This window comes from Mesorhizobium bavaricum (assembly GCF_056781655.1).
This window is the reverse complement of record NZ_CM165566.1, coordinates 6,102,823-6,123,018: the sequence shown is the minus strand read 5'-3', so window position 1 is coordinate 6,123,018 and position 20,196 is coordinate 6,102,823. Positions and strand designations below refer to the sequence as shown.

The following is a 20,196-nucleotide window of genomic DNA, read 5'->3' as shown; positions in this document are numbered from 1 at the left end:
CTCAGGCGTCCCTAATTTCGGTCCGCGCCAAGCCGTTATCGAGATTGATCGTGGTGCGCAGGCGCATGCGTTCGGGCGTCGGCGTCATGATCAGCACGGCGTCTATCTCGATCTTCAGGCCAACCGTCTTGTCGCCAAGAGTGACCGTAACCTTTGTTGCGCTTTCCTTGAGACGAGGCTCGAAGGTGGCGAGCACCGCGCGGATCTCACGCGCCAGCACGTCGCGATCAAAGTCGCGGGACGACCGGCCTGAGAAGGAAGGCACGCCGTAGTTGACCACGCTTCGACGGACCTCCGGAAAATCGGCGAGCGAAGGGGGATTGTCCGACAGCTGTTCATTTTCCAGGTCGGAAAGAAGCGGGGTGGCCTCGAAGCGCTCGGTGTTGAAGAGCGCCTCGATGTCACGCCGTACCGCTTCCCTGAGCACACGGGCCGATACCACCACGCCACGACTTTCGATCTCGACGCGGTGCTGGGTCTGAAAGGCCAATCGATGCAGACGGCGTTTCTGATCGGCTGTCAGTTCCGCATCGGCGTCGATGGTCCGCGCGCTGCCGGCAACAAATGTGTCGAGGCGGTCCGCGCCAAGCTCGTCAAGCAAGACATGGCGCAGCCCGTCTATTTCCGAGGTCAGGCCCGGCAGGTCATTGACGAGGCGATCCCAAAGCGACGGCTGGACCGCCTCGCTTTTTGCACGCAAGCTGCCGCTGGTTTGCTGCTTGCCCGCGCCGGGCCGCCGGGCCTCACTTGCCGACATAGACATCCATTTCGGCTTCATCGTTGCCGTCATAGACGAACTTGATCTTCTTGTAGGCGAAGCTGACCTCTTCCTGGATCAGGTCTTCCTCATCCTCGGCCTGCGACATGTCGTATTCCATGATCGAGGCGTCGGTGAGGGTAACGACCAGGTAATCCTTGGTCTCGCCATCGATGGTCCGGCGTGCCGAGAACACCACTTCATCCAGGGCCTTGTTGTCGAACAAAGCCTTTTTCAGATAGGGCGAGGATTTGTCGTAGTGTTTGATGAACTTGATCATGCCCATGGAGACACGGCCACGGCGTGAGAGCGAATTCGGATCATAAGGCGCGACCATCTTGTAGTCGACGCCATGGATTTCGATCTCGTCATCATGGCCGTCACGGGTGCTGGGGCCCTTGATATCGGGAACCTTCAGAAAACCATCAATCTTTACTGGCATTGTCTTTCTCCACCGCTTTCAACAAAACAAAGTCTGGTTGCTGGAAATCAAGTCTTCACGGACGGCAGTTCCGACACCAGTCGGAGCGAGGCATTGATGCCCTCCAGCTGGTAGTGCGGGCGCAGATAGAAGCGGGCATTGTAATAGCCCGGCCGCCCCTCCACGCTGTCCACCTGGACCTCGGCGGCGGCAAGCGGGCGCTTGGCGCGCGCCTTGTCGTCGGCAAAGGCCGGGTTGGCCAGCACGTAGCGGTTGATCCACTCGGTCAACCAGATCTGCATGTCGGAGCGCTCCTTGAACGAGCCGACCTTGTCGCGCGCAATGGCCTTGAGGTAGTGCGCAAAGCGCGAAACCGGGAAGAGATACGGCAGGTTGGCGCTCAGCCGCTCGTTCGACTGTGCATCGGGGTCGACCAGCCGGCCCGCCCGCGTCTCGTCGTCCTGCAGCGAGTGTGCGCCGATGAAGGCTGCGAGATCGGTGTTCTTTCGATGCAGGATCGGCATCAGGCCGAGCTTGGCCAGTTCCGCTTCGCGCCGGTCGTCGATGGCGACTTCCGTCGGACATTTCATCGCGATCGACCCATCGTCGGTCGGGAAGCTGTGTACCGGCAGGTTCAGCACCGTGCCGCCATTCTCGACGCCGCGGATCTGCGTGCCCCAGCCAAACAACTTGTGACTGCGGTTGATGTTGACGCCCATCGGGAAGGCGGCGTTCATCCAGACATATTTGTTGTGATCGCCCTGCACCTCTTCCTCGAAGGTGAAGCCCTTCACCGGAACGGTATCTGTGCCATATGGCAGGCGCGCCAGGACTCGCGGCATGGTCAGGCCGATGTAGCGAGCGTCCTCACTCTCGCGCAACGATTGCCACGAGGCATAGGCCGGATTGGAGACGATCTGCTGCAGGTCTTGCGGGTTCGGCAATTCCTGCCAGCTGTCCATGCGGAACAGGCGCGGCGAGGCGGCTGCGATAAACGGCGTGTGCGCCGAGGCGCAAATGCCGGAGATGTTGCGCAGCAGACCGACGTCGCGCGGGTGGTTGGAGAATTCGTAGGCGCCAACCACGCAGCCGATCGGCTCGCCGCCAAGCATCGAGTACTCGTCCGTATAGACTTTCTTGAAGATCGGGCTCTGATCCCACATCTGGCCTTCATAGTCTTCGAGCGTGTCGGCCAGCTGCTCCTTGGAGATGTTCATCACCCGGATCTTCAGCTTCTGATCCGTCTCGGTGTTGTTGACGAGATACCAGAGGCCACGCCATGTGCCTTCCATTTCGCGCACTTCCGGTGCGTGCAGGATCTCGTTGACCTGTGTCGTCAGCATCTTGTCGATGCCGGCGATCAGCGACTTGATCGACTTGATCGCATTGGATGAGATGGTCGTGGTGTCGGAACGGGACTGCGCCGCGAGCGCGAGATTGCGCACGAGTTGCTGCAGCTTCTCGCTGTCGTCCTTCTTGACCTTGAAATCCTTCTCGAGGAGCCCGCTGAATTCTCCCAGGTCTATGGCTTCCGCCTCGGCGGCGACGGCGGCGGTCTTTTGCTGTTCGGCCATGATTTACTCCCCAACCTTGTCGTCGTCGGCCAGCGCCTGGCCGGCGATCTTGCCAAGAAGCGGCTCGTTGTTCAGAAGCTGCGCAATGCGTTTTTCGGCGTCGACGCGGCCATCCATGAAGCCCAGCAATTCCTCGAGCTGACGACGCATCTTGAGGATCTCGGCCAGTTGCGGAACCTGCTCGGCGATCTTGTCCGGGGCGAAATCACCCATTTTGGTGAAGGTCAGATCGAGCGCCAGTTCCTCGTCGCGCTCCTGGCCCTCGGCCTGCGGCAGCGTGTTCTTGACCCGGGCTTTGACGCGCGGCCCGAGCGCCTCCATGAACTTGGGGAAGCGGTTCGCGTCTGTCTCGACAAAGGAGCGGTCCAGCACCGACTTCGACGCTTCCTTGGTTTGCGAAGCGCCGGAAAGGTCGGCCATCACGCCCATGACGAACGGCAGTTCGATCGTCGTCGGGCTACCGTAGGTTTCCACGTCGTAGGCGATCTGCACCCGCGGCGCGCGATTTCGTTCGATGACCTTCGCTTTGCTTTCGGCTGGCATGTGTTGTTACCTTTCATCCTTCTGAGCCGTCTTCTTGACATCGGGAACGCCGGCAAGAAGCCGGAATTCCTTCAGCCCCGACGGGGCGAGATCTTCCATCAGTTCAACGAAATCCATATGCACCATCCGGCGCACACGCCGAGCCAGGTGCGGAATCGGGCTCGAAGGTTCGGTGCGGTCATAGAAGGCGACGACGAGGTCGAGGCATTTCACCACGTCGTCGCGCGAGGAAATCCGGTCGGGAAGCCCCGTGCTCGAGTCCGCGTAGCTTGCCATACTTGCCATCGTATCGGCTCCATGACCGTTTCGGGCAGGCGTTTCCGGTTCTGCCGGCGTGGACGGCTTGGCCGCGCCATTGGCCATGACGCCGGCTGCCGAATTCCGCTCGAGGGTCGTCAGCAAACGCTGCAGAAACCGTTTTAATTCCGGAACGGGAGCGCCGCCGCCCTCGAGACGAGTGTTGAGGGCGGTCTCGACCGCATCGAGGCCCGCGATCGCTGCCTGGGCGTCGGCGATGAGCACGACCATCTCTGCGTTGGCTTGATCTATCTGCGCCGCGCATCCGGCACGCACCCGGTTCAGGAGTTGTCCGTGCGCACTGACCAATGCGGCCTTTTCTGCCGCATTCAACCCCGAGGCGGCTTCCTGGAGCATGACACGGTCGTCGAGCGCACCCTTTTCCAGGTCCTTGCCCTGGATCGGGCCGATTGCGCGCGGCGCAAAGAACGTCATTTGCCGCAGATTCGCCAACAACCCGTCCTGACCATTCTGCAGGTCGAGCAGCGCGTTGATACGGCGCAAGGCGGCATCGCGTGGCGCAGCGTTGGGCCGCAGCGCCGGATGCATGGTTTCCCAATGCTGGTCGAAGGTCTGCGCAATGAGGGTCAGACCCTGCGCGAGCCCGGCCAGTCCTTCTTCATTGGCCAGCGCGCGGGTGACGATGACGAGCAGGCGCAGGTCCCGGCCATGCGCGCGCAATTCCTCCGCCTTTGCGAGCACCGCGGGCCAGTCGACCGGAATGGTGCTTTGCGAGGTGGCCTTGTTGTTACCGTCGTGGACGACCTTGACCTGGGCTTCCGTCAGGCGCTCCAGCTCATGAAAAGCCGGATCGTTGCGCAAATCCTCCCCGGACGGATTTTCACCGTCGAGCGGAGCAAGCCAGAGTGCGAGATCAATCACACCAACCCCCAGCGACCGGCCCTAAAACCGTACGTGACGCGACGTTATCACACCGTTGCACTTTACCACAATTCAACGACTGCCTCAAAAATTAACAGAAGCTAAACGCGACCGCCCTGAGTGTCGGTATCCGTGCTGTGATTGCCGAACCGTGTATGGCAAATGCATCGCACAGCCGCGCAATTCCACGGTTGTTTGCAGCCGATGGTGCAGGACTTTCCACAAACCGAGGAAGCCGGCTGAACCGTGCATTGAGACCTCGTCCATCCTGCGCTTTGTCAAGTGGCGGCTTATGTGGCAGGTTATCGGCTGGCAGATTGCAGGAGCACGTTCGATGGAACAGCGCCGGTCGTCGCAGAGCTTCAAACGCAAGGAACTGGTCGGCAAGCTCAATCCTGTCGGTGTGCGCGCCTTCAAGGCTGCGGCCGACACCGCCAAACTGCGCGGCAATCCTTACGTCGAACTCGTCCACTTCATCGAGCAACTGGTGCTTTCCGAGCGCTCGGATGTTCAAATGATGATCGCCGATGCGGGACTGGATGCGAGCCGGCTCACGGCCGACATGACCCGCGCCGTCGACAAGCTGCCTTATGGCGCAACGTCGATCGAGGAATTTTCCGACCATATCTTCCATGCCATCCAGGAGGCCTGGAACCTGGCAACGCTCGAATTCGGCGTCGAGGAAGTCCGCAGCGCGCATATTCTCCTCGCCTGCCTGAAGACGCCGGTGCTGGAGGGCCTGCTGTCGAAGATCAGCGGCGAGTTCGACAAGATCGACGCCGGCGCGGTCATCGCGCGGTTCGCCGATGTCATGGAAGGTTCGCTCGAAGCCGGCGCTGCCATCGCGGTTCCCGCGGCCGAAACGCCGAAGCGGGCTCCGGGTGGGGACTCGGCGCTGGCGAAATACGCCACCGACCTGACCCAGCGCGCCCGCGACGGCAAGATCGATCCGGTCGTCGGCCGCGATCCGGAGATCCGGCAGATCGTCGATATCCTGATGCGACGCCGGCAAAACAACCCGATCCTGACCGGTGAGGCCGGGGTCGGCAAGACCGCGGTGGTCGAGGGCTTTGCCTTGCGTATCGCCCAGGGCGACGTGCCGCCCACGCTGCAAGGGGTCAGCGTGCGCATGCTCGATGTTGGATTGATGCAGGCGGGTGCCAGCGTGAAGGGCGAATTCGAAAAACGGCTGAAAGCTGTCATCGATGAGGTTCAATCGTCCGAAACGCCGGTCATCCTGTTCATCGACGAAGCCCACACCTTGATCGGCGCCGGCGGCGCGGCAGGAACAGGCGATGCCGCCAATCTCTTGAAACCGGCGCTGGCGCGCGGCGAACTTCGCACCATCGCGGCGACGACCTGGGCCGAATACAAGCAGCACATCGAGAAGGACCCGGCGCTGACCCGCCGTTTCCAGGTGGTGAAGATCGACGAGCCGTCGGAGGCGGTGGCCGTTCTCATGTTGCGCGGTGTGGCCGGCGTCCTGGAGCAGCACCACAAGGTGCAGATCCTGGATGAGGCGATCGAGGCGGCGGTCGGCCTGTCGCATCGCTACATCCCGGCGCGGCAACTGCCCGACAAGGCGGTAAGCCTTCTCGACACCGCTTGCGCCCGTGTCGCCATATCGCAACACGCCACGCCGGCCGAGGTCGAAGACATCATGCGTCGCCGCCAGGCGCTGGAGGTCGAGCGCGGCATCATCGGCCGCGAGGCCGCGATCGGCATCGAGGTGACCGAGCGGCAGGCGCGGGTCGAGACCGGACTTGCCGAAACCGAGGTCACGCTGGCCGCAGCCCAGCAGCGTTGGGATCGGGAAAAAGCCCTGGTTGCCGAGATACTCGAATTGCGTGCCAGGCTGCGCGGCGAAGGTGTGCCGCTCGATGCGGTGGAGACGCCGGAGCCCGATACCGAGACTGCCGGCGCGGACGCGGCCGAGACTGAGCTGCCCAAGGCCGAAACGCCAAAACCCGAAACGCCCAAGACCAAAGCGGCCAAGACCAAAACAGCCAAGACCGATGTGGAGGCACCGGCGGCTGCCAAGGCTTCGCCGCCCGATCCGGCCGCCGATCTCGCCCGGCTGCGCGAACTGATGGCCGAACTTGCCGAGGCGCAAGGCGAAACGCCGCTGATCCTGCCGTCGGTCGACCGCAACGCCGTGGCGGCGGTCGTTCAGGACTGGACGGGAATCCCGACCGGGCGGATGCTGTCGAGCCAGACCGAAAAGGCGCTGCGGCTCGCAGCGACCCTGTCCGAACGCGTGGTCGGCCAGGATCACGCCATGGAGATGATCGCAAAGCGCGTGCAGACCAGCCGCGCCGGGCTCGGCGCGCCGGAAAAACCGGTTGGCGTGTTCCTGCTCTGTGGCCCCTCGGGCGTCGGCAAGACCGAAACCGCATTGGCGTTGGCCGAAACACTCTATGGCGGCGAGCAGAACCTCATCTCGATCAACATGTCCGAGTTCCAGGAGGCTCATACGGTCTCTACCCTGAAGGGCGCTCCGCCCGGATATGTCGGCTATGGCAAGGGCGGCATCCTGACCGAGGCGGTCCGCCGCAAACCCTATTCGGTCATCCTGCTCGACGAGGTCGAGAAGGCGCATCCGGACGTGCACGAAATCTTTTTCCAGGTTTTCGACAAGGGCATGATGGACGACAGCGAGGGCCGGCGCATCGATTTCAAGAACACGCTGATCCTGCTCACATCGAATGTCGGCTCGGAGGTGATCATGGACCGGACCAGGAACGGCACGCTAAGGGCCGGGCTCGACGATCTGGACACTGCCTTGCGCAGCCCGTTGCTGAAGGTCTTCCCGGCGGCCTTTCTCGGCCGGGTGGTGACCATTCCCTACTATCCGCTCTCGGATTCGATGATCGAAGCGATCACCCGTCACCAGTTCGCCAAGATCGCGCGCCGGCTGCGTGCGACCAACGACGCGGAATTGGTGATCGGCGACGGTGTCATGGATCTGGTCAAGGCCCGCTGCACCGAGATCGAATCCGGCGGGCGGATGATCGATGCCATCCTAACCAACACGCTTCTGCCGGAATTGAGCCGCGGTGTGCTGAACCGGTCGCTCGGCGGCGAAAAGATGACCAAGGTGACCGTAGGCGCCTCCAAGGAGGGCTTCACTTATTCCTTTGAGTAGCCGCCCCCGTTCGCTTCACAACGGACAAGGTCGTTGGTTAGCCTAATTCGTCTTCAACTGGCCAACGCGGTTCTCGGCGATCCAGCGCGCGGCGAGGACCAGGGCGCCCATGCTAAAATCCTTGCCATGCTTGGCCACCATCTCTTCCGACAGTTTGGCCAGCCGTTCGAAAAATTCGTCCTTGCTCTCATCTTCGGCCGTGAGTTCGGTTTGCATTCCATCCTCCTGTTTCATGGACTTGTCCGCTACTTGAACATCTGCGCGGGAAAGGTGACGATCGCGGCGGAGCCGTCGGCACTGCCCACCGCCAGATGTCGTCCGTCGCTGGACCAGGCAAGCGCGGTGACAGTGCTCCCCAGCGCCCTGACGAGAAGCTCGTCCCGCGCGCCGATCTGGGCAACGGTGATGCGGCCATTGGCATAGCCGGCGGCAATCAGTTTCTTCTCCGGGTGGGCCGCCACCGCTTCGACCAGAACCAGTCCGGCGTGACCGGTCTCCAGCGCGCCCGAGGTTTCGCCGCCCAACGGCGGGGCGGTCATCGACCAGCCGGTTATCCGGAATGCGCCTGACGCAAAGAGTGCGTTGCCCGTCTGGCTCCAGCACACTGACCGAACCGGCGATGGGAATCCGGCGACCATTCCGACAAGGTTGTCGGCCAGGCTGACCAGGGCAAAGCCGCCTGTTTCGAGGCCGCAGGCCAGCCATCTGCCGTCGCTGCTCCAGCGGATCGACGCCGGGCGCGCCGAAAGGGAGATATCACGTATCAAGGCAGCGTCGCCTTCAACCGACCAGATCGACAGTCCCTCGCCAACGCCACAGGCGAGGTGTTTCCCGGCCGGTGAAAAAGCAAGAGCGTCCATCGACGATGTCGTTGCGTGTTCCAGCTTCACCGCATCGCCGCGGTCACGCGAGAGGAAGACATCATGCCCGTTGCTGACGGCTGTTGTGTCCGAGGGGGCGCTGTGGTCGATGGCGACGATCGGTCCGTCGATCTTGACCAGCGGCTCCGCGACTTCACCGCCGGCGGTCAGATGCAGCGCTTCGCCGCTTGCCGCGCCGACAAGGAAGCCTGAATGCGCATGGGCAACGAGCGGGACATCGCCATCTCCGAATGCCCCCGTTGCGATCAGGGGCACCGCAGGCTTCTCCCTTGGTCGGATCGTCGTCTGCCCGAGATCGTTGCTCACCCTGAGCCGCGCCTCCGGTGGCTCGTGATCCGCGACCGTGGCAATGGCGACGGTTCCGTCCACGGAGGCAAAGGCGACCGTCGAGCCATCGGCGCTGAAGCGCAGATCGGCAATCGCCGACGGCCGCCGCCAGCTGCGGGCCAGAAGGTCGAACAAGGTCAGGTTCTGCATCGTCTGCTGGTTCACGGGTGTCTCTCCATCAGTACTTGTTCATCGCTGCGGCAAGCCGGCGATCGACGTCCTCGACATCACCTTCGGCGGCGACGATGCGGTCCTCGCAGGCCGCGCAGGCCTGCATGATCGCCGCGGCACTTCGCTCTGCCTCACGCAAGTCCCGCACCAGTTGCTCGCCGGCGCCGCTTCTGCCGATTTCGAGCTCCAGGCGCAGGAGTTCCATTTCGATGCCGGCGCGCTTCTGATTGAGCCGCAACGCCTCCGCGGTGAGCGCGGAAACGCCGGCGACAAGATCGAGCCGGCGAGCCAGCAGCGCGTCCCGTTTGGCGGTACCCGATCCTCCCGTCATGTCTCGCTCCCAGCCAACGGTCCCTGCGGTTTTTCAAAAGTGGACAGCAATCTGGGCAATGTGCCGGCCTGCGACTGGAACTGTTTTTCGGCGGTCTCGATGTGGCTCTTGAGCTGATCCCAGATGTCGACGCGGATCATCGATGTCGTGTCGCCGGTCAGGCGCTCGATCTCGTCGACACGGAACTGGCGCGTCAGCGAAACGCCGGAAAACACGAAGTCGCGCAACAGGATCGCATGGCTCTCGATGAACAGATGGATCATCGGATGCGTCTCCGCGGTGACGCCGCCGGCGGCGAGTTCGCCCCGGATGAAGTCCTGGAAATGGCTCTGCAGGCGGTGCTGGCTCTCGCCCATGAAGCGCATAACGAAGACCAGGTCGCGCGGCATTAGCCTGACAAGATCGCCAGCAACGCCATCGGCCTGGCTGGACATTGGCTCTGGTGGCCCCCGGCTGTCCCTGTCGTTCGGCATGGTCTCTCTCCAGCGCCAGGCCCGTCCATGGGCCATCGCCTTCAGATAGTAGAGAAAGACGAAGAATTGAATAGATGATATTTGTTTTCGTATTTGCTGCACTTGCTAACTAAACATATTGCGTATGCGAATAAACGCTAAATATTACAGGCGTACTTTACAACTGTAAAACAACGTTACAGTCGGCCATCTGCTCGTATGCCGAAGGGGCGGCGATTTTGTTTTGAACGGCAGCCAGGGGCGATCTTTCCAAACTGGCACGACGCTTGCTTTGTACATTTCCACAAGAAGCCCATCGCGCTTTGACGCGGTGCCAAAAGAACGAAGGAACGGAGGAAGCAGGCCGCTTCGATACGCCCATCGCATATGCGGTTGGCGCCGCGGATCCTGCCAGACGCCTCCAGCACCTTTGCCGCGATCCACTTGAATGGCCGGACGATGAGTCGCGCCTGAATGCGCAACCCTTTGTCGTGCCGTTCGCACTCTCACTGGCGGTGCTGTGCGCCGCTTCATGCCGGGGTCAAGGGACCCGCGGTTCAAACCTGGTGGAGGCTTATGACCATGACGTCTCTGACGCTCAACAAGATCACCTCGCAACGCGGAATCTCCGTCGGCGAGGCAACCAAGAAGATTGCCGATCTCGGCTGGAATCCTTCCTACGTGCAGGAAGCGATGACGTTTCCGACCGACTACAAGATCAACAAGACGCCGCGCGACCCGATGAAACAGGTCTTGCGGTCGTACTTCCCGATGCAGGAAGAGAAGGACAACCGTGTCTACGGCGCGCTCGACGCGGCATTGCGCGGCGACATGTTCCGCAATGTCGAGCCGCGCTGGGTCGAGTGGATGAAGCTCTTCCTGGCCATCATTCCCTTCCCGGAAATCTCCGCTGCCCGCTCGATGGCGATGGTCGCCCGTATCGCACCCGGCGAGGAACTCCGCACCGGCTTCACCATGCAGATGATCGACGAGTTCCGTCACTCGACGATCCAGATGAATTTGAAGAAATGGTACATGGAGAACTACATCGATCCAGCCGGCTTCGACATCACCGAGGAAGCCTTCGGAAAATGCTACGCCACCACCATCGGCCGGCAGTTCGCGGAAGGCTTCATCACCGGCGACACGATGACCGCCGCCTGCATGTACCTGACCGTGGTCGCCGAGACCGCCTTCACCAACACCCTGTTCGTCGCCATGCCTTCGGAAGCGGCCCGCAACGGCGACTATGCGCTGCCGACGGTCTTCCTGTCGGTGCAGTCCGACGAGAGCCGGCACATCGGCAATGGTCACTCGCTGCTGATGGCCGCGCTCAAGGAGCCGGAAAACCACCTCTTGCTGGAACGCGACCTGCGTTACGCCTTCTGGCAGAACCACGCCATCGTCGATGCCGCCATCGGCACCTTCATCGAATACGGCACCACCAACCGCGACAAGAACAAGGAATCCTACGCGGAAATGTGGCACCGCTGGATCTATGAGGACTACTACCGCACCTACATGCTGCCGCTCGAAAAATACGGCATCAAGGTCCATCACGACGACGTCCAGGCGGCCTGGGAACGCATCACCAAGAAGAACTATGTCCACAAGGTCGGGCAGTTCTTCGCGGTCGGCTGGCCGGTCAATTTCTGGCGCATCGAAGCCCAGACCGACAAGGACTTCGAGTGGTTCGAGCACAAGTATCCGGGCTGGTACGCCGAGTTCGGCGACTTCTGGAAATGGTACGCCAAGCTCAGCCACAAGGGCGAGAAGGTGCTGCTGTTCAACAGCGACGTCGGCTACGTCTATCCGCACCGCTGCTGGTCCTGCCTCGTTCCCTGCCTGATCCGCGAGGACATGGTGGTCGGCGAAATCGACGGCCAGCTTCACACCTTTGCCCATGAACTCGACAAGTGGACCGCAACGGTCGCCTTCGCCGACGAGTACCAGGGCCGCCCGACGCCCGCGATGGGCCGCTTCAGCGGCAAGCGCGAGTGGGAGACGCTCTATGACGGCTGGGATCTGGCTGATGCGATCAAGGACCTGAACTTCGTCCGTTCCGACGGCAAGACGCTGGTTCCGCAGCCGCATCTGCGCTTCGACGACAAGGAGATGTGGACGCTCGACGATGTGCGCGGCAACACGCTCGGATCGCCGCTCAACGCGCTGCGCGCCATGTCGCCCGCGGACCGCGAGAAGCACCTGGCAGAGTACGCCAAGGGCTTCACCATCACCCCCTGCAACTGATCAGGCCAAAGGGGGGCGGGTTCGTCCCGCCCCTTCCTTTCACTGGAGGTCCGTATGTCGGAAACCCACACGGTCAGGCTCAGCCCGGTCGGCGTCGAATTCGATGTCGAGCATGGCGAAACGGTGCTCAACGCCGCGTTCCGCCAGGGCATTGCGCTGCCGCACGGCTGCAAGGAAGGGCAATGCTCGGCCTGCAAAAGCGTGTTGCTCGAAGGCGAAGTCGACATGCTGAAATACTCGACCTTCGCGCTGAACGACATGGAGAAGGAGAGCGGGCACGTGCTGTTGTGCCGCTGCATCGCCTTCTCCGACCTGGAAGTCGAGCTTCTCAACTACGACGAGGAGATTCTGGCGAAAGCGATCGCCGTGAAGACGTACAAGGGCCGGATCGCTCGGATCGAGCACCTGACCCACGACATTCGCGGCATCGAGATCGAACTCGGCTCGCCGATGAAGTTCTGGGCGGGGCAATATGTCGACATCACGGTTACCACGCAAAAAGGGGAGACGATTACGCGCTCGTTCTCCATGGCAAATACGCCGGACCAAACCGAAAAACTCTCCTTCATCATCAAAAAATACCCTGAGGGAAAGTTCTCCGGAGAACTCGATTCTGGAGGCATCGAAGCCGGAGCCGAGGTCACCGTCGTCGGACCTTACGGAACCTGTTTCCGCCGCGACGAACGGCAAGGACCCCTGATCCTGGTCGGCGCCGGGTCGGGCATGTCGCCGATCTGGTCGATCCTCAACGACCATCTCAAGAGCGGCGAGAAGCGTCCGGTCTATTTCTTCTACGGCGCCCGCACCCGCAACGACCTGTTCTATCTCGACAGGATCGCCGAGCTGGTCGGCAATCATTCCGACGTCACCTTCATTCCCGTGCTGTCGCACGCGAACGACGACGCCGAATGGCAAGGCGAACGTGGCTTCGTGCACCAGAGTGTCGACGCCATGCTCAAGCAACTGGCCGTCGACGGGCAGGGCGATGTCCATGCCTGTGGTCCGCCGCCGATGATCGATGCGCTGCAGCCGGTCCTGTTCATGAACGGCTTCGAAACCGAGCGCATCTTCTTCGACAAGTTCACCACATCGGCAGGTGCAACGCCGGCCCATTGAGGGCGGCCGACGCACAGCCATCCACAACTGCAACAAGGGAGAGAGACTATGCCTGCAACCTCGAGTTCAGTCGGATCCGGAGCCGCCGGCGCGGCGATCTTCGCCGACTCTGACAGCCGGAAATACCGGTATTTCGACCCGAAAGGCCAGCGCGCCACCCACTACGAGGACATGACGGTCGACGTTCAGCCCGACCCGGAACGCTACCTGATCCAGGACTGGATCATCTCCTTCGCCGACGGCAAGGGCGCCTATGTCAAGCAGAACACCGCCGCGCAGAGCTCCAACTGGCATGCCTTCCGCGCTCCCGACCAGGAATGGGAGCGCACGCACTACCAGCGCCAGTCGAAGATCGAGACGATGGTGCAGAGCGTCATCAACAATGCCCGCAAATCCGGCACCCCGAAGACCTTCGACAAGGCCTGGGTCAAGATCCTGCAGACCCAGCTCGGCGCCTGGAAACACGCCGAATTCGGGCTCGGCACCTCGCTGATGCAGGCGCAGCGTTACGGCTACACCCAGATGATCAACAACGCGACGCTGACCAACTCGTCCTACAAGCTGCGACTTGCCCAGGACATCACGCTCTACCTTGCCGAGATCGGCATGGACCTTCCCGACTGGGACGACGAGCTCGGCAAGAAGGCCTGGCTCGAGGACAAGAACTGGCAAGGCACCCGCGAAGCGGTCGAATCCATCATGGGCGCGACCGATTATCTCGAGCAGTATTTCGCCATCAACATCGTCTTCGAACCGCTGGTCGGCGAAGTGTTCCGCTCCGGCTTCCTGATGCAGATCGCCGCCGCCAACCACGACTTCATCACGCCGGCGGTGATCTCGGCGGCCGAGGCCGACTACGAACGCAACCTCGCCAACACGATCGACCTCATGCACCTGCTCGCCAATGACGAGAAGCATGGCGCCGCCAACAAGAAGCTCTTCCAGGGCTGGGTCAAGAAACACGGCGCGCTCGCCGACAAGGCAGCCACCGGCCTGCAGCCGATCTGGTCGATGCCGCATTCCAAGCCGGTCGCGTTCGCGGATGTCCGCGCCAAATCCGAGGAGCGGATTGGCCAGATACTCGGCGAACTCGGCCTCAAGCGCTGAAACAGGAGAATTTGTCATGTCACTAGCAGCACGCGACGCAACGCATTCCAACATCTTCAAGGCGATGAAGGACATCACCTTCGAGCAGACGATTTCGCATCAGTGCGGCGTCACCATGAACGACTCGGTCGAGGCTCGCGCCATCGCCGAATTCATGGGCCAGAAGCCGGGGGTGACCATCACCTACCAGCCGGCACTGATCCGCATCGACGGTGACGGCAAGCTGATCTTCAAGATGGACGCGATCGGCGAATATCTCGGCCGCGAGATCTCGGCCGAGACCTTCGAGGTCAACACCTCCACCCATTACGGCCGCATGGTCCGCGTCGACGACAACACCGTGATCCTGTTCGGCAACATGGACGAGATGTTCGAATACATCGAATAGCCGCCCCAAAAAATCTGGCGCGCCGCTGGGTGCGGCGCGCCGACCGATCAACGCGATTGCTGCGGAGGCAACCATGTACAGAACACCGGAAGGCAAGGACATTTTCGTGGTCGACGGCCACACCCATTTCTGGGACGGCAGCCCGGAAAACCAGAAGAATATCCACGGCAAGCAGTTCATCGAATGCTTCTATGCCTATCACACCGGCTTGAGCCCGAAGGACCAGCTGTGGGAGAAGAGCAAGTTCGAGAAATACAGCGCCGACGATCTCTATCGCGACCTGTTCATCGACGGTCCCGATGATGTGGCGATCGTCCAGTCGACCTACCTCAAGGACTTCTACAAGAACGGCTTCAACACGATCGAGCGCAACGCCGAGGTGGCCAAGCGCTATCCGGAGCGGTTCATCGTCAACGGTGCCTTCGATCCGCGCGACGGCGAGAAGGCGCTGGAATACATCCACTTCCTCAAGGAGACCTACAACGTCAAGGGCGTGAAGATGTACACGGCCGAATGGAACGGCGCTTCCAAGGGCTGGAAGCTCACCGATCCCGATGCCTACAAATGTTTCGAACTCTGCGACAAGCTCGGCATCAGGAACATCCACGTCCACAAGGGTCCGACGATCATCCCGCTCAACAAGGACGCCTTCGACGTCCATGACGTCGACCACGCGGCGACGGATTTCCAGAACCTCAACTGGATTGTCGAGCATTGCGGCCTGCCGCGTCTCGACGATTTCTGCTGGATCGCGACGCAGGAAACCAATGTCTATGGCGGCTTGGCGGTGGCGCTGCCGTTCATCCACGCGCGCCCGCGCTATTTCGGCGAGGTCATCGCCGAGCTCTTGTTCTGGCTCGGGCCGGAGAAGATCCTGTTCGGTTCCGACTACGCGATCTGGACGCCGCGCTGGCTGGTCGAGAAATTCTGGGCCTACCAGATTCCCGAGGACATCGCCGCGGAACGGGGTGTGCAGCTGACCGACGAGATCAAGGAAAAGATCCTCGGCCTCAACGCCGCGCGTCTCTACAATATCGATATCGAAGCCAAGAAGAAGGCGCTCGCCAGTTCGCCCTTCAGCATCGCGGCGGAGTAGGGGCCATGGCAACCGCCAGCATTTCCGGCAGCCGCGAGAAGGAACTCTGGCGGCGCCTTGGTGAGGTCAACGACCCGGAACTCGACGAACCCATCACCGAGATGGGCTTCGTGGAGCGGGGCGAGGTGACGAGCGACGGCAGCGTGGAGATAGATTTCCGCCTGCCGACCTACTGGTGCTCGCCCAACTTCGCGTTCCTGATGCTGGACGGCGTCCGCAAGGCGCTCGACCAGCTTTCCTGGGCGCCGGCCTACCGCGTCAAGCTGCACGACCACATGTTCGCGGAGGAGGTCAATCGCGGCATGGAAGCCGGCAAGAATTTCGGCGACATCTTCGCCGTGCTTGCCGAAGAGCAGGATCTCGGCGGCTTGCGTGAAACCTTCGCAATGAAGGCCTTCAAGCGTCGCCAGGAGGCGGTCCTGCGCGGCCTCCGGCAGCACGGCCTGACCGATGGGGAAATCCTCGGCATGGACCTCCCGGCATACGACGTCGCCCGGTTCGAAGCTGGCGAAGCCGCCAAACAGAAGCCGAGATACAGGGCGGCTCTGCTCGAGCGTTTCCCTGACCGGCGGGCGGCCGATCCTGTGTTCGTGACCTGGGAGGGGCAGAGAATACCGCCTGGCGCGCTCGGTGCCCATCTCGCCGAGCTGCGCGGTGTGCGCATCAACATGGAGTTCAACGGCGCGCTGTGCCGAGGGCTCAAGCAGACCAGATACAAGGAACTGGATGTGGTCGACGGCGAACCGACGCTGGTCGATTTCATTCTGGATCGCGTGCCGGCACGAGCCGCGCCGCCCGCCTGAAGCAGAGCCGACAGCAACGGCCTCCCTCGCACGAGGCCCCCAACCAACAACCCGCCCGTAAGGCGGAAGGAGGAATCATGCCCAAGATAATGCTTCACAATTCCGAGGCCCGCCGTGCTCTCGCCCGCGGTGTCTTCCGGCTTGCCGCCGCCGTCGAGCCGACGCTCGGCCCCAAGGGCATGAACGCCATGATCGACCGGCCGATCGGCACGCCGATGGTGACCCGCGACGGTGTCAGCATCGCCTCCGAGATCGAGCTGCACGACCGTTTCGAAAACATGGGCGCACAGGTCGTCCGCGAGGTGTCGATGCAGACCAACGAGATCGCCGGCGATGGCACCACGACGGCCATCGTGCTCGCCAACGCACTCATCCAGGGCGGCGTCGAGGCCAATGAGCGCGGCGTGAAATCCGTTGATCTGTGCAAGGGCATCGACCTTGCCGTGGCAGCGGTGGTGGCCGCGCTCAAGGCTTCGGCCAAGCCCGCCAAAGGCAACGGCATCCTCGCGTCGGTCGCCAACATCGCGGCGACCAACACCAAGCTTGGCGCGCTGGTGGCGGAAGCGCATCAGCGGGTGGGCGCCGAAGGCGTCATCACCACCGACTTCAGCGTCACCACCGAGACCACGCTCGATGTCGTCGAGGGCATGTCGTTCGAACGTGGCTACCTCTCGCACCACATGGTGACCGACCAGGAGAAGATGGAGGCGGTTCTCGAACGGCCCTACATCCTGATGACCGACCTCAAGATCAAGGACCCCGGGCAGCTCGATGCGGTTCGCCGCATCGCCGACGAGGCCGGCCGGCCGCTGCTGATCGTGTCCGAGGAAATGTCGCCGGAGGTGGTGGTGACGCTGCTCGGCAAGCAGGGACCGGGACGATACCTCGTCGTCCATCCACCGGAATATGGCCACTGGCGCAAGGCGATGATGGAGGATCTGGCCATCATCACCGGCGGCAAGGTGATCGCGCGCGATCTCGGCGGCCGGCTCGAGGATGTCACCGCCGAGGATCTCGGCACGGCCGACCGGGTGAAGACCAGTTCGTCCTACACCTCGATCATTCGTGGCGGCGGTGACCATGCGGCAATCGCCTCGCGCCGCGCCCAGGTGCAGCGGCAGTACGAAGCCTCGCCGCCCAACATCGACCAGGACAAGCTGCGCGAACGCCTGGCCAAGCTCTCCGGCGGCACCGCGATCCTCTATGCCGGCGGTGTCACGCCGGTCGAGCAGAAGCGGACCATCCAGCTGATCGAGGATTCCTTGAATGCGGTGCGCGCCGCATCCGAAGAGGGCGTCGTCGCCGGCGGCGGCTCGGCACTCGCCCAGATCGCGCCACTGCTCGACAAGGTGGCGGCCGGCGTCGACGGTGATGTCGCCGAGGGCGTGCGCCTCGTGCGCTCGGTGCTGTCGCGGCCGTTGTGGCGCATCGCTGCCAATGCCGGCGCCGACCCCGAAGCGGTGGTGATTGAGGTCACCCGCATCAATGGCGGCTATGGCTACAACGCGTCGACTGGTGCGTACCAGAACATGTTCGAGGCAGGCATCATCGATCCGGTCCGTGTCACCTACACCGCGCTCGCCAACGCGGCTTCCGTGGCGACGCTGATCCTGACCACCGAAACGTTGATTGGCGATCTCGCCGAGGACGAGGATCCGACGGCTGGACCGGCGCGTGGCGGCGGCTCCGAAAAGCTCGGCCGCGCCTGAAGCTACCCAGACATATCGAAAGGACACAGCCATGAAAGCTGCCAGACTCTACGAATACGACCCGAAGATGAACGTCCAGCTCAGGATCGAGGAGGTCAAGGCGCCGACGATCACCGCTCCCGATGAGGTGATCGTGCGGGTCGGGGCCGCCGGCCTCTGCCGCACCGACCTGCACATCATCGAGGGTGTGTGGAAACCGACGATGGACCCCGAAGGCACGCTGTTGCCCTACATCATGGGCCACGAGAATGCCGGCTGGGTCGAGGAGGTCGGCAGCGGCGTCAGGTCGGTCAAGCGCGGCGACGCGGTCATCTGCCATCCCTTCCGTTCGTGTGGCATCTGCCTCAACTGCCGCCATGGCGAGGACATGTATTGCGACAACGGCCAATTCCCCGGCCTTGGCATGAATGGCGGTTTCGCCGAGTACTTCATCACCAGCGAGCGCTCGCTGATCAAGCTGAACGCCAACATCACGCCGATCGAGGTGGCGCCACTGGCCGATGCCGGCATCACCGCCTACCGCGCCGCCAAGCGTGCCGCAAAGCTCCTGCGGCCGGGGAGCTACTGCGTGCTGCTGGGCATTGGCGGGCTCGGCCACATCGCGCTGCAATCACTGCACGCGATCTCCGGCTGCCGCATCATCGCAGTCGATCGCGAACCGGCGGCGCGGGTGCTGGCCAAGGACCTGGGTGCCGACTTCATCCTCGATGGCGGGCCGAACGTCGTTGAGGAAGTTAGCCAGATCACCGGCGGCGGCGCGCATGTGGTGATCGACTTCGTCGGCGAACTTGGTGTCGAGAACATCTGCTGGAAGATGGTGCGCAAGGGTGGGCAACTGTTCGTCGTCGGCTATGGCGGCAACATCAACGTGCCGACCGCGCATCTCGTCATCGAGGAGATCAACATCGGCGGCAGCCTGGTCGGCAATTTCACCGAGCTTGTCGAACTGATGGAGCTCAACGCCGACGGTAAGGTGAAGATGCACTACACCGAATACAATCTCGCCAGCATCAACACCGCGCTCGACGATTTCAAGAACCGCCGGTTCACCGGCCGCGGCGTCATCGTGCCCTGAAAACCTTGCACCGCACGCGGCATGGAACGGGTGTCGCGGGCGGTTCGATCTGGCTGCTTGCCGGACCCGGCAAGCATTCCTTTGAGCGCCATGGCTGATGCCATGGCATTTCCGTGCCGGGACGTCGGCGAAGCGCGATCCCGCACGAGTTTCCTTGCTTCGTTAAAACGGGAGGACAACATGGATCTTGTTACAGGGCTGGCCGTCGTCATCGGCATTATGGGTGGCATTGCGACATGGGCGGCGATCACGATCGGCAATCCTTATCTGCTGATCTGGGCGGTGTTTGTCGGCTGGGGAAGTTTCTATCACTGTGGCGGCAAGGAAGCCGGGTTCAAGAACTCGGCGGTTGCGAACCTGTGGGGCGCGATCTGCGCGGCCGGCGCCTTGATCGCGCTGACGTCGATTGGCGTTACCGCGATCATGGCCGGTATTTGCGTCGGCATTTCAATCATAGTCCTGATCCTCGCCGCCAAGCTGCCATTGCTGAGCGCCATTCCGTCAGCGGTCTATGGCTACGCAACGACCGCAGCGCTTTTTCTGCTTGCTGCCGCCGCCTATGGCGAAGGTGCCGGCGGCATCATCAAGGTCGCTGCCGCCGTGGTGATCTCGCTGATCATCGGCAACATCCTCGGCTACGTCTCGGAGAAAGTGACCGGTGCCGTCGTGAAGGCCTGATCATGTCCGCGACCGCTGCCTGAAGGCAATTTCGGTTGACGAATTTCCCCAACCCCGCGGCGCGAATGCCGCGGGTTTTTTGTTGCGAAGGAGCTGGGCCTGGTTCGCGGAACCCCGCAGACGCGGGATTTCCGCTGAGCGCCAATGGACTTGGCTATTGTCGGTACGGGCCCATTCTTTCACATCCTCAAAT

Annotated in this window: 19 protein-coding genes; 10 read left to right on the top strand and 9 right to left on the bottom strand. The window is 62.3% G+C overall.

Going from position 1 to position 20,196, the window contains the following annotated elements; genetic code table 11:
• Position 1: 1 nt before the first annotated feature.
• The 5 genes from tssE to tssA are packed head-to-tail and all read right to left on the bottom strand — an operon-like array spanning position 2 to position 4,474.
• A complete protein-coding gene (gene tssE / locus AC1RZR_RS29930) occupies positions 2-757 on the bottom strand; it encodes a type VI secretion system baseplate subunit TssE (RefSeq protein ID WP_477274105.1) in 756 nt (251 codons plus the stop codon).
• Complete coding sequence (locus AC1RZR_RS29925) at positions 744-1,199, bottom strand: Hcp family type VI secretion system effector (protein ID WP_379092458.1); 456 nt, start codon at positions 1,197-1,199, stop codon at positions 744-746. Before AC1RZR_RS29925 ends, tssE begins: the two co-directional genes overlap by 14 nt.
• Positions 1,200-1,246: 47 nt before the next feature.
• Positions 1,247-2,752, bottom strand: coding sequence for a type VI secretion system contractile sheath large subunit (gene tssC / locus AC1RZR_RS29920; RefSeq protein ID WP_379092455.1), 1,506 nt, complete (start codon positions 2,750-2,752; stop codon positions 1,247-1,249).
• A 3-nt stretch (positions 2,753-2,755) separates the two neighbouring features.
• Entirely contained in the window at positions 2,756-3,295 is a 540-nt protein-coding gene (tssB, locus tag AC1RZR_RS29915) for a type VI secretion system contractile sheath small subunit (protein ID WP_379092452.1), read from the bottom strand.
• A gap of 6 nt (positions 3,296-3,301) precedes the next feature.
• Positions 3,302-4,474, bottom strand: a complete 1,173-nt coding sequence (gene tssA / locus AC1RZR_RS29910; RefSeq protein ID WP_477273371.1) for a type VI secretion system protein TssA — start codon at positions 4,472-4,474, stop codon at positions 3,302-3,304.
• 334 nt (positions 4,475-4,808) lie between these two features.
• On the opposite strand from tssA, the gene tssH reads away from it, so the two are divergent.
• Positions 4,809-7,619, top strand: a complete 2,811-nt coding sequence (gene tssH, locus AC1RZR_RS29905; protein WP_481826873.1) for a type VI secretion system ATPase TssH — start codon at positions 4,809-4,811, stop codon at positions 7,617-7,619.
• A 42-nt stretch (positions 7,620-7,661) separates the two neighbouring features.
• Here tssH and AC1RZR_RS29900 read toward each other — a convergent pair whose 3' ends face one another.
• Genes AC1RZR_RS29900 through AC1RZR_RS29885 form a run of 4 tightly spaced genes read right to left on the bottom strand, consistent with a single transcriptional unit; the run spans position 7,662 to position 9,802 of the window.
• Entirely contained in the window at positions 7,662-7,835 is a 174-nt protein-coding gene (locus AC1RZR_RS29900; RefSeq protein WP_256750209.1) for a hypothetical protein, read from the bottom strand.
• A gap of 29 nt (positions 7,836-7,864) precedes the next feature.
• Positions 7,865-8,992 (bottom strand): WD40 repeat domain-containing protein, encoded by a 1,128-nt coding sequence (locus AC1RZR_RS29895; protein ID WP_477273376.1) that lies wholly within the window; start codon positions 8,990-8,992, stop codon positions 7,865-7,867.
• 13 nt (positions 8,993-9,005) lie between these two features.
• Positions 9,006-9,329 (bottom strand): hypothetical protein, encoded by a 324-nt coding sequence (locus tag AC1RZR_RS29890; RefSeq protein ID WP_481826872.1) that lies wholly within the window; start codon positions 9,327-9,329, stop codon positions 9,006-9,008.
• Positions 9,326-9,802, bottom strand: coding sequence for a hypothetical protein (locus AC1RZR_RS29885; RefSeq protein WP_481826871.1), 477 nt, complete (start codon positions 9,800-9,802; stop codon positions 9,326-9,328). The genes AC1RZR_RS29890 and AC1RZR_RS29885 overlap by 4 nt, the downstream gene beginning before the upstream one ends.
• A gap of 555 nt (positions 9,803-10,357) precedes the next feature.
• On the opposite strand from AC1RZR_RS29885, the gene AC1RZR_RS29880 reads away from it, so the two are divergent.
• From AC1RZR_RS29880 to AC1RZR_RS29840, 9 genes are all read left to right on the top strand, one after another.
• Positions 10,358-12,031: an aromatic/alkene/methane monooxygenase hydroxylase/oxygenase subunit alpha gene (locus AC1RZR_RS29880; protein ID WP_481826870.1), complete on the top strand. Its 1,674-nt coding sequence runs from the start codon at positions 10,358-10,360 to the stop codon at positions 12,029-12,031.
• A 54-nt stretch (positions 12,032-12,085) separates the two neighbouring features.
• A complete protein-coding gene (locus tag AC1RZR_RS29875) occupies positions 12,086-13,147 on the top strand; it encodes an NADH:ubiquinone reductase (Na(+)-transporting) subunit F (protein WP_477273384.1) in 1,062 nt (353 codons plus the stop codon).
• Between the two features lie 48 nt (positions 13,148-13,195).
• Positions 13,196-14,254, top strand: coding sequence for an aromatic/alkene monooxygenase hydroxylase subunit beta (locus tag AC1RZR_RS29870; protein ID WP_481826869.1), 1,059 nt, complete (start codon positions 13,196-13,198; stop codon positions 14,252-14,254).
• A gap of 16 nt (positions 14,255-14,270) precedes the next feature.
• Complete coding sequence (locus AC1RZR_RS29865) at positions 14,271-14,642, top strand: MmoB/DmpM family protein (RefSeq protein WP_096455128.1); 372 nt, start codon at positions 14,271-14,273, stop codon at positions 14,640-14,642.
• A gap of 73 nt (positions 14,643-14,715) precedes the next feature.
• Positions 14,716-15,738, top strand: a complete 1,023-nt coding sequence (locus tag AC1RZR_RS29860) for an amidohydrolase family protein (RefSeq protein ID WP_477273387.1) — start codon at positions 14,716-14,718, stop codon at positions 15,736-15,738.
• 5 nt (positions 15,739-15,743) lie between these two features.
• Positions 15,744-16,541 (top strand): iron-sulfur cluster assembly protein, encoded by a 798-nt coding sequence (locus tag AC1RZR_RS29855; protein ID WP_481826868.1) that lies wholly within the window; start codon positions 15,744-15,746, stop codon positions 16,539-16,541.
• A 77-nt stretch (positions 16,542-16,618) separates the two neighbouring features.
• On the top strand, positions 16,619-18,250 hold the full coding sequence (gene groEL / locus AC1RZR_RS29850) for a molecular chaperone GroEL (protein WP_481826867.1): 1,632 nt from the start codon (positions 16,619-16,621) through the stop codon (positions 18,248-18,250).
• Between the two features lie 31 nt (positions 18,251-18,281).
• A complete protein-coding gene (locus AC1RZR_RS29845; RefSeq protein ID WP_111547135.1) occupies positions 18,282-19,325 on the top strand; it encodes an NAD(P)-dependent alcohol dehydrogenase in 1,044 nt (347 codons plus the stop codon).
• A gap of 180 nt (positions 19,326-19,505) precedes the next feature.
• Positions 19,506-20,003 carry a DUF1097 domain-containing protein gene (locus AC1RZR_RS29840; RefSeq protein ID WP_167458681.1) on the top strand — a complete coding sequence of 166 codons (498 nt, stop codon included), beginning with the start codon at positions 19,506-19,508 and terminating at the stop codon, positions 20,001-20,003.
• The last annotated feature ends 193 nt before the right edge of the window (positions 20,004-20,196 follow it).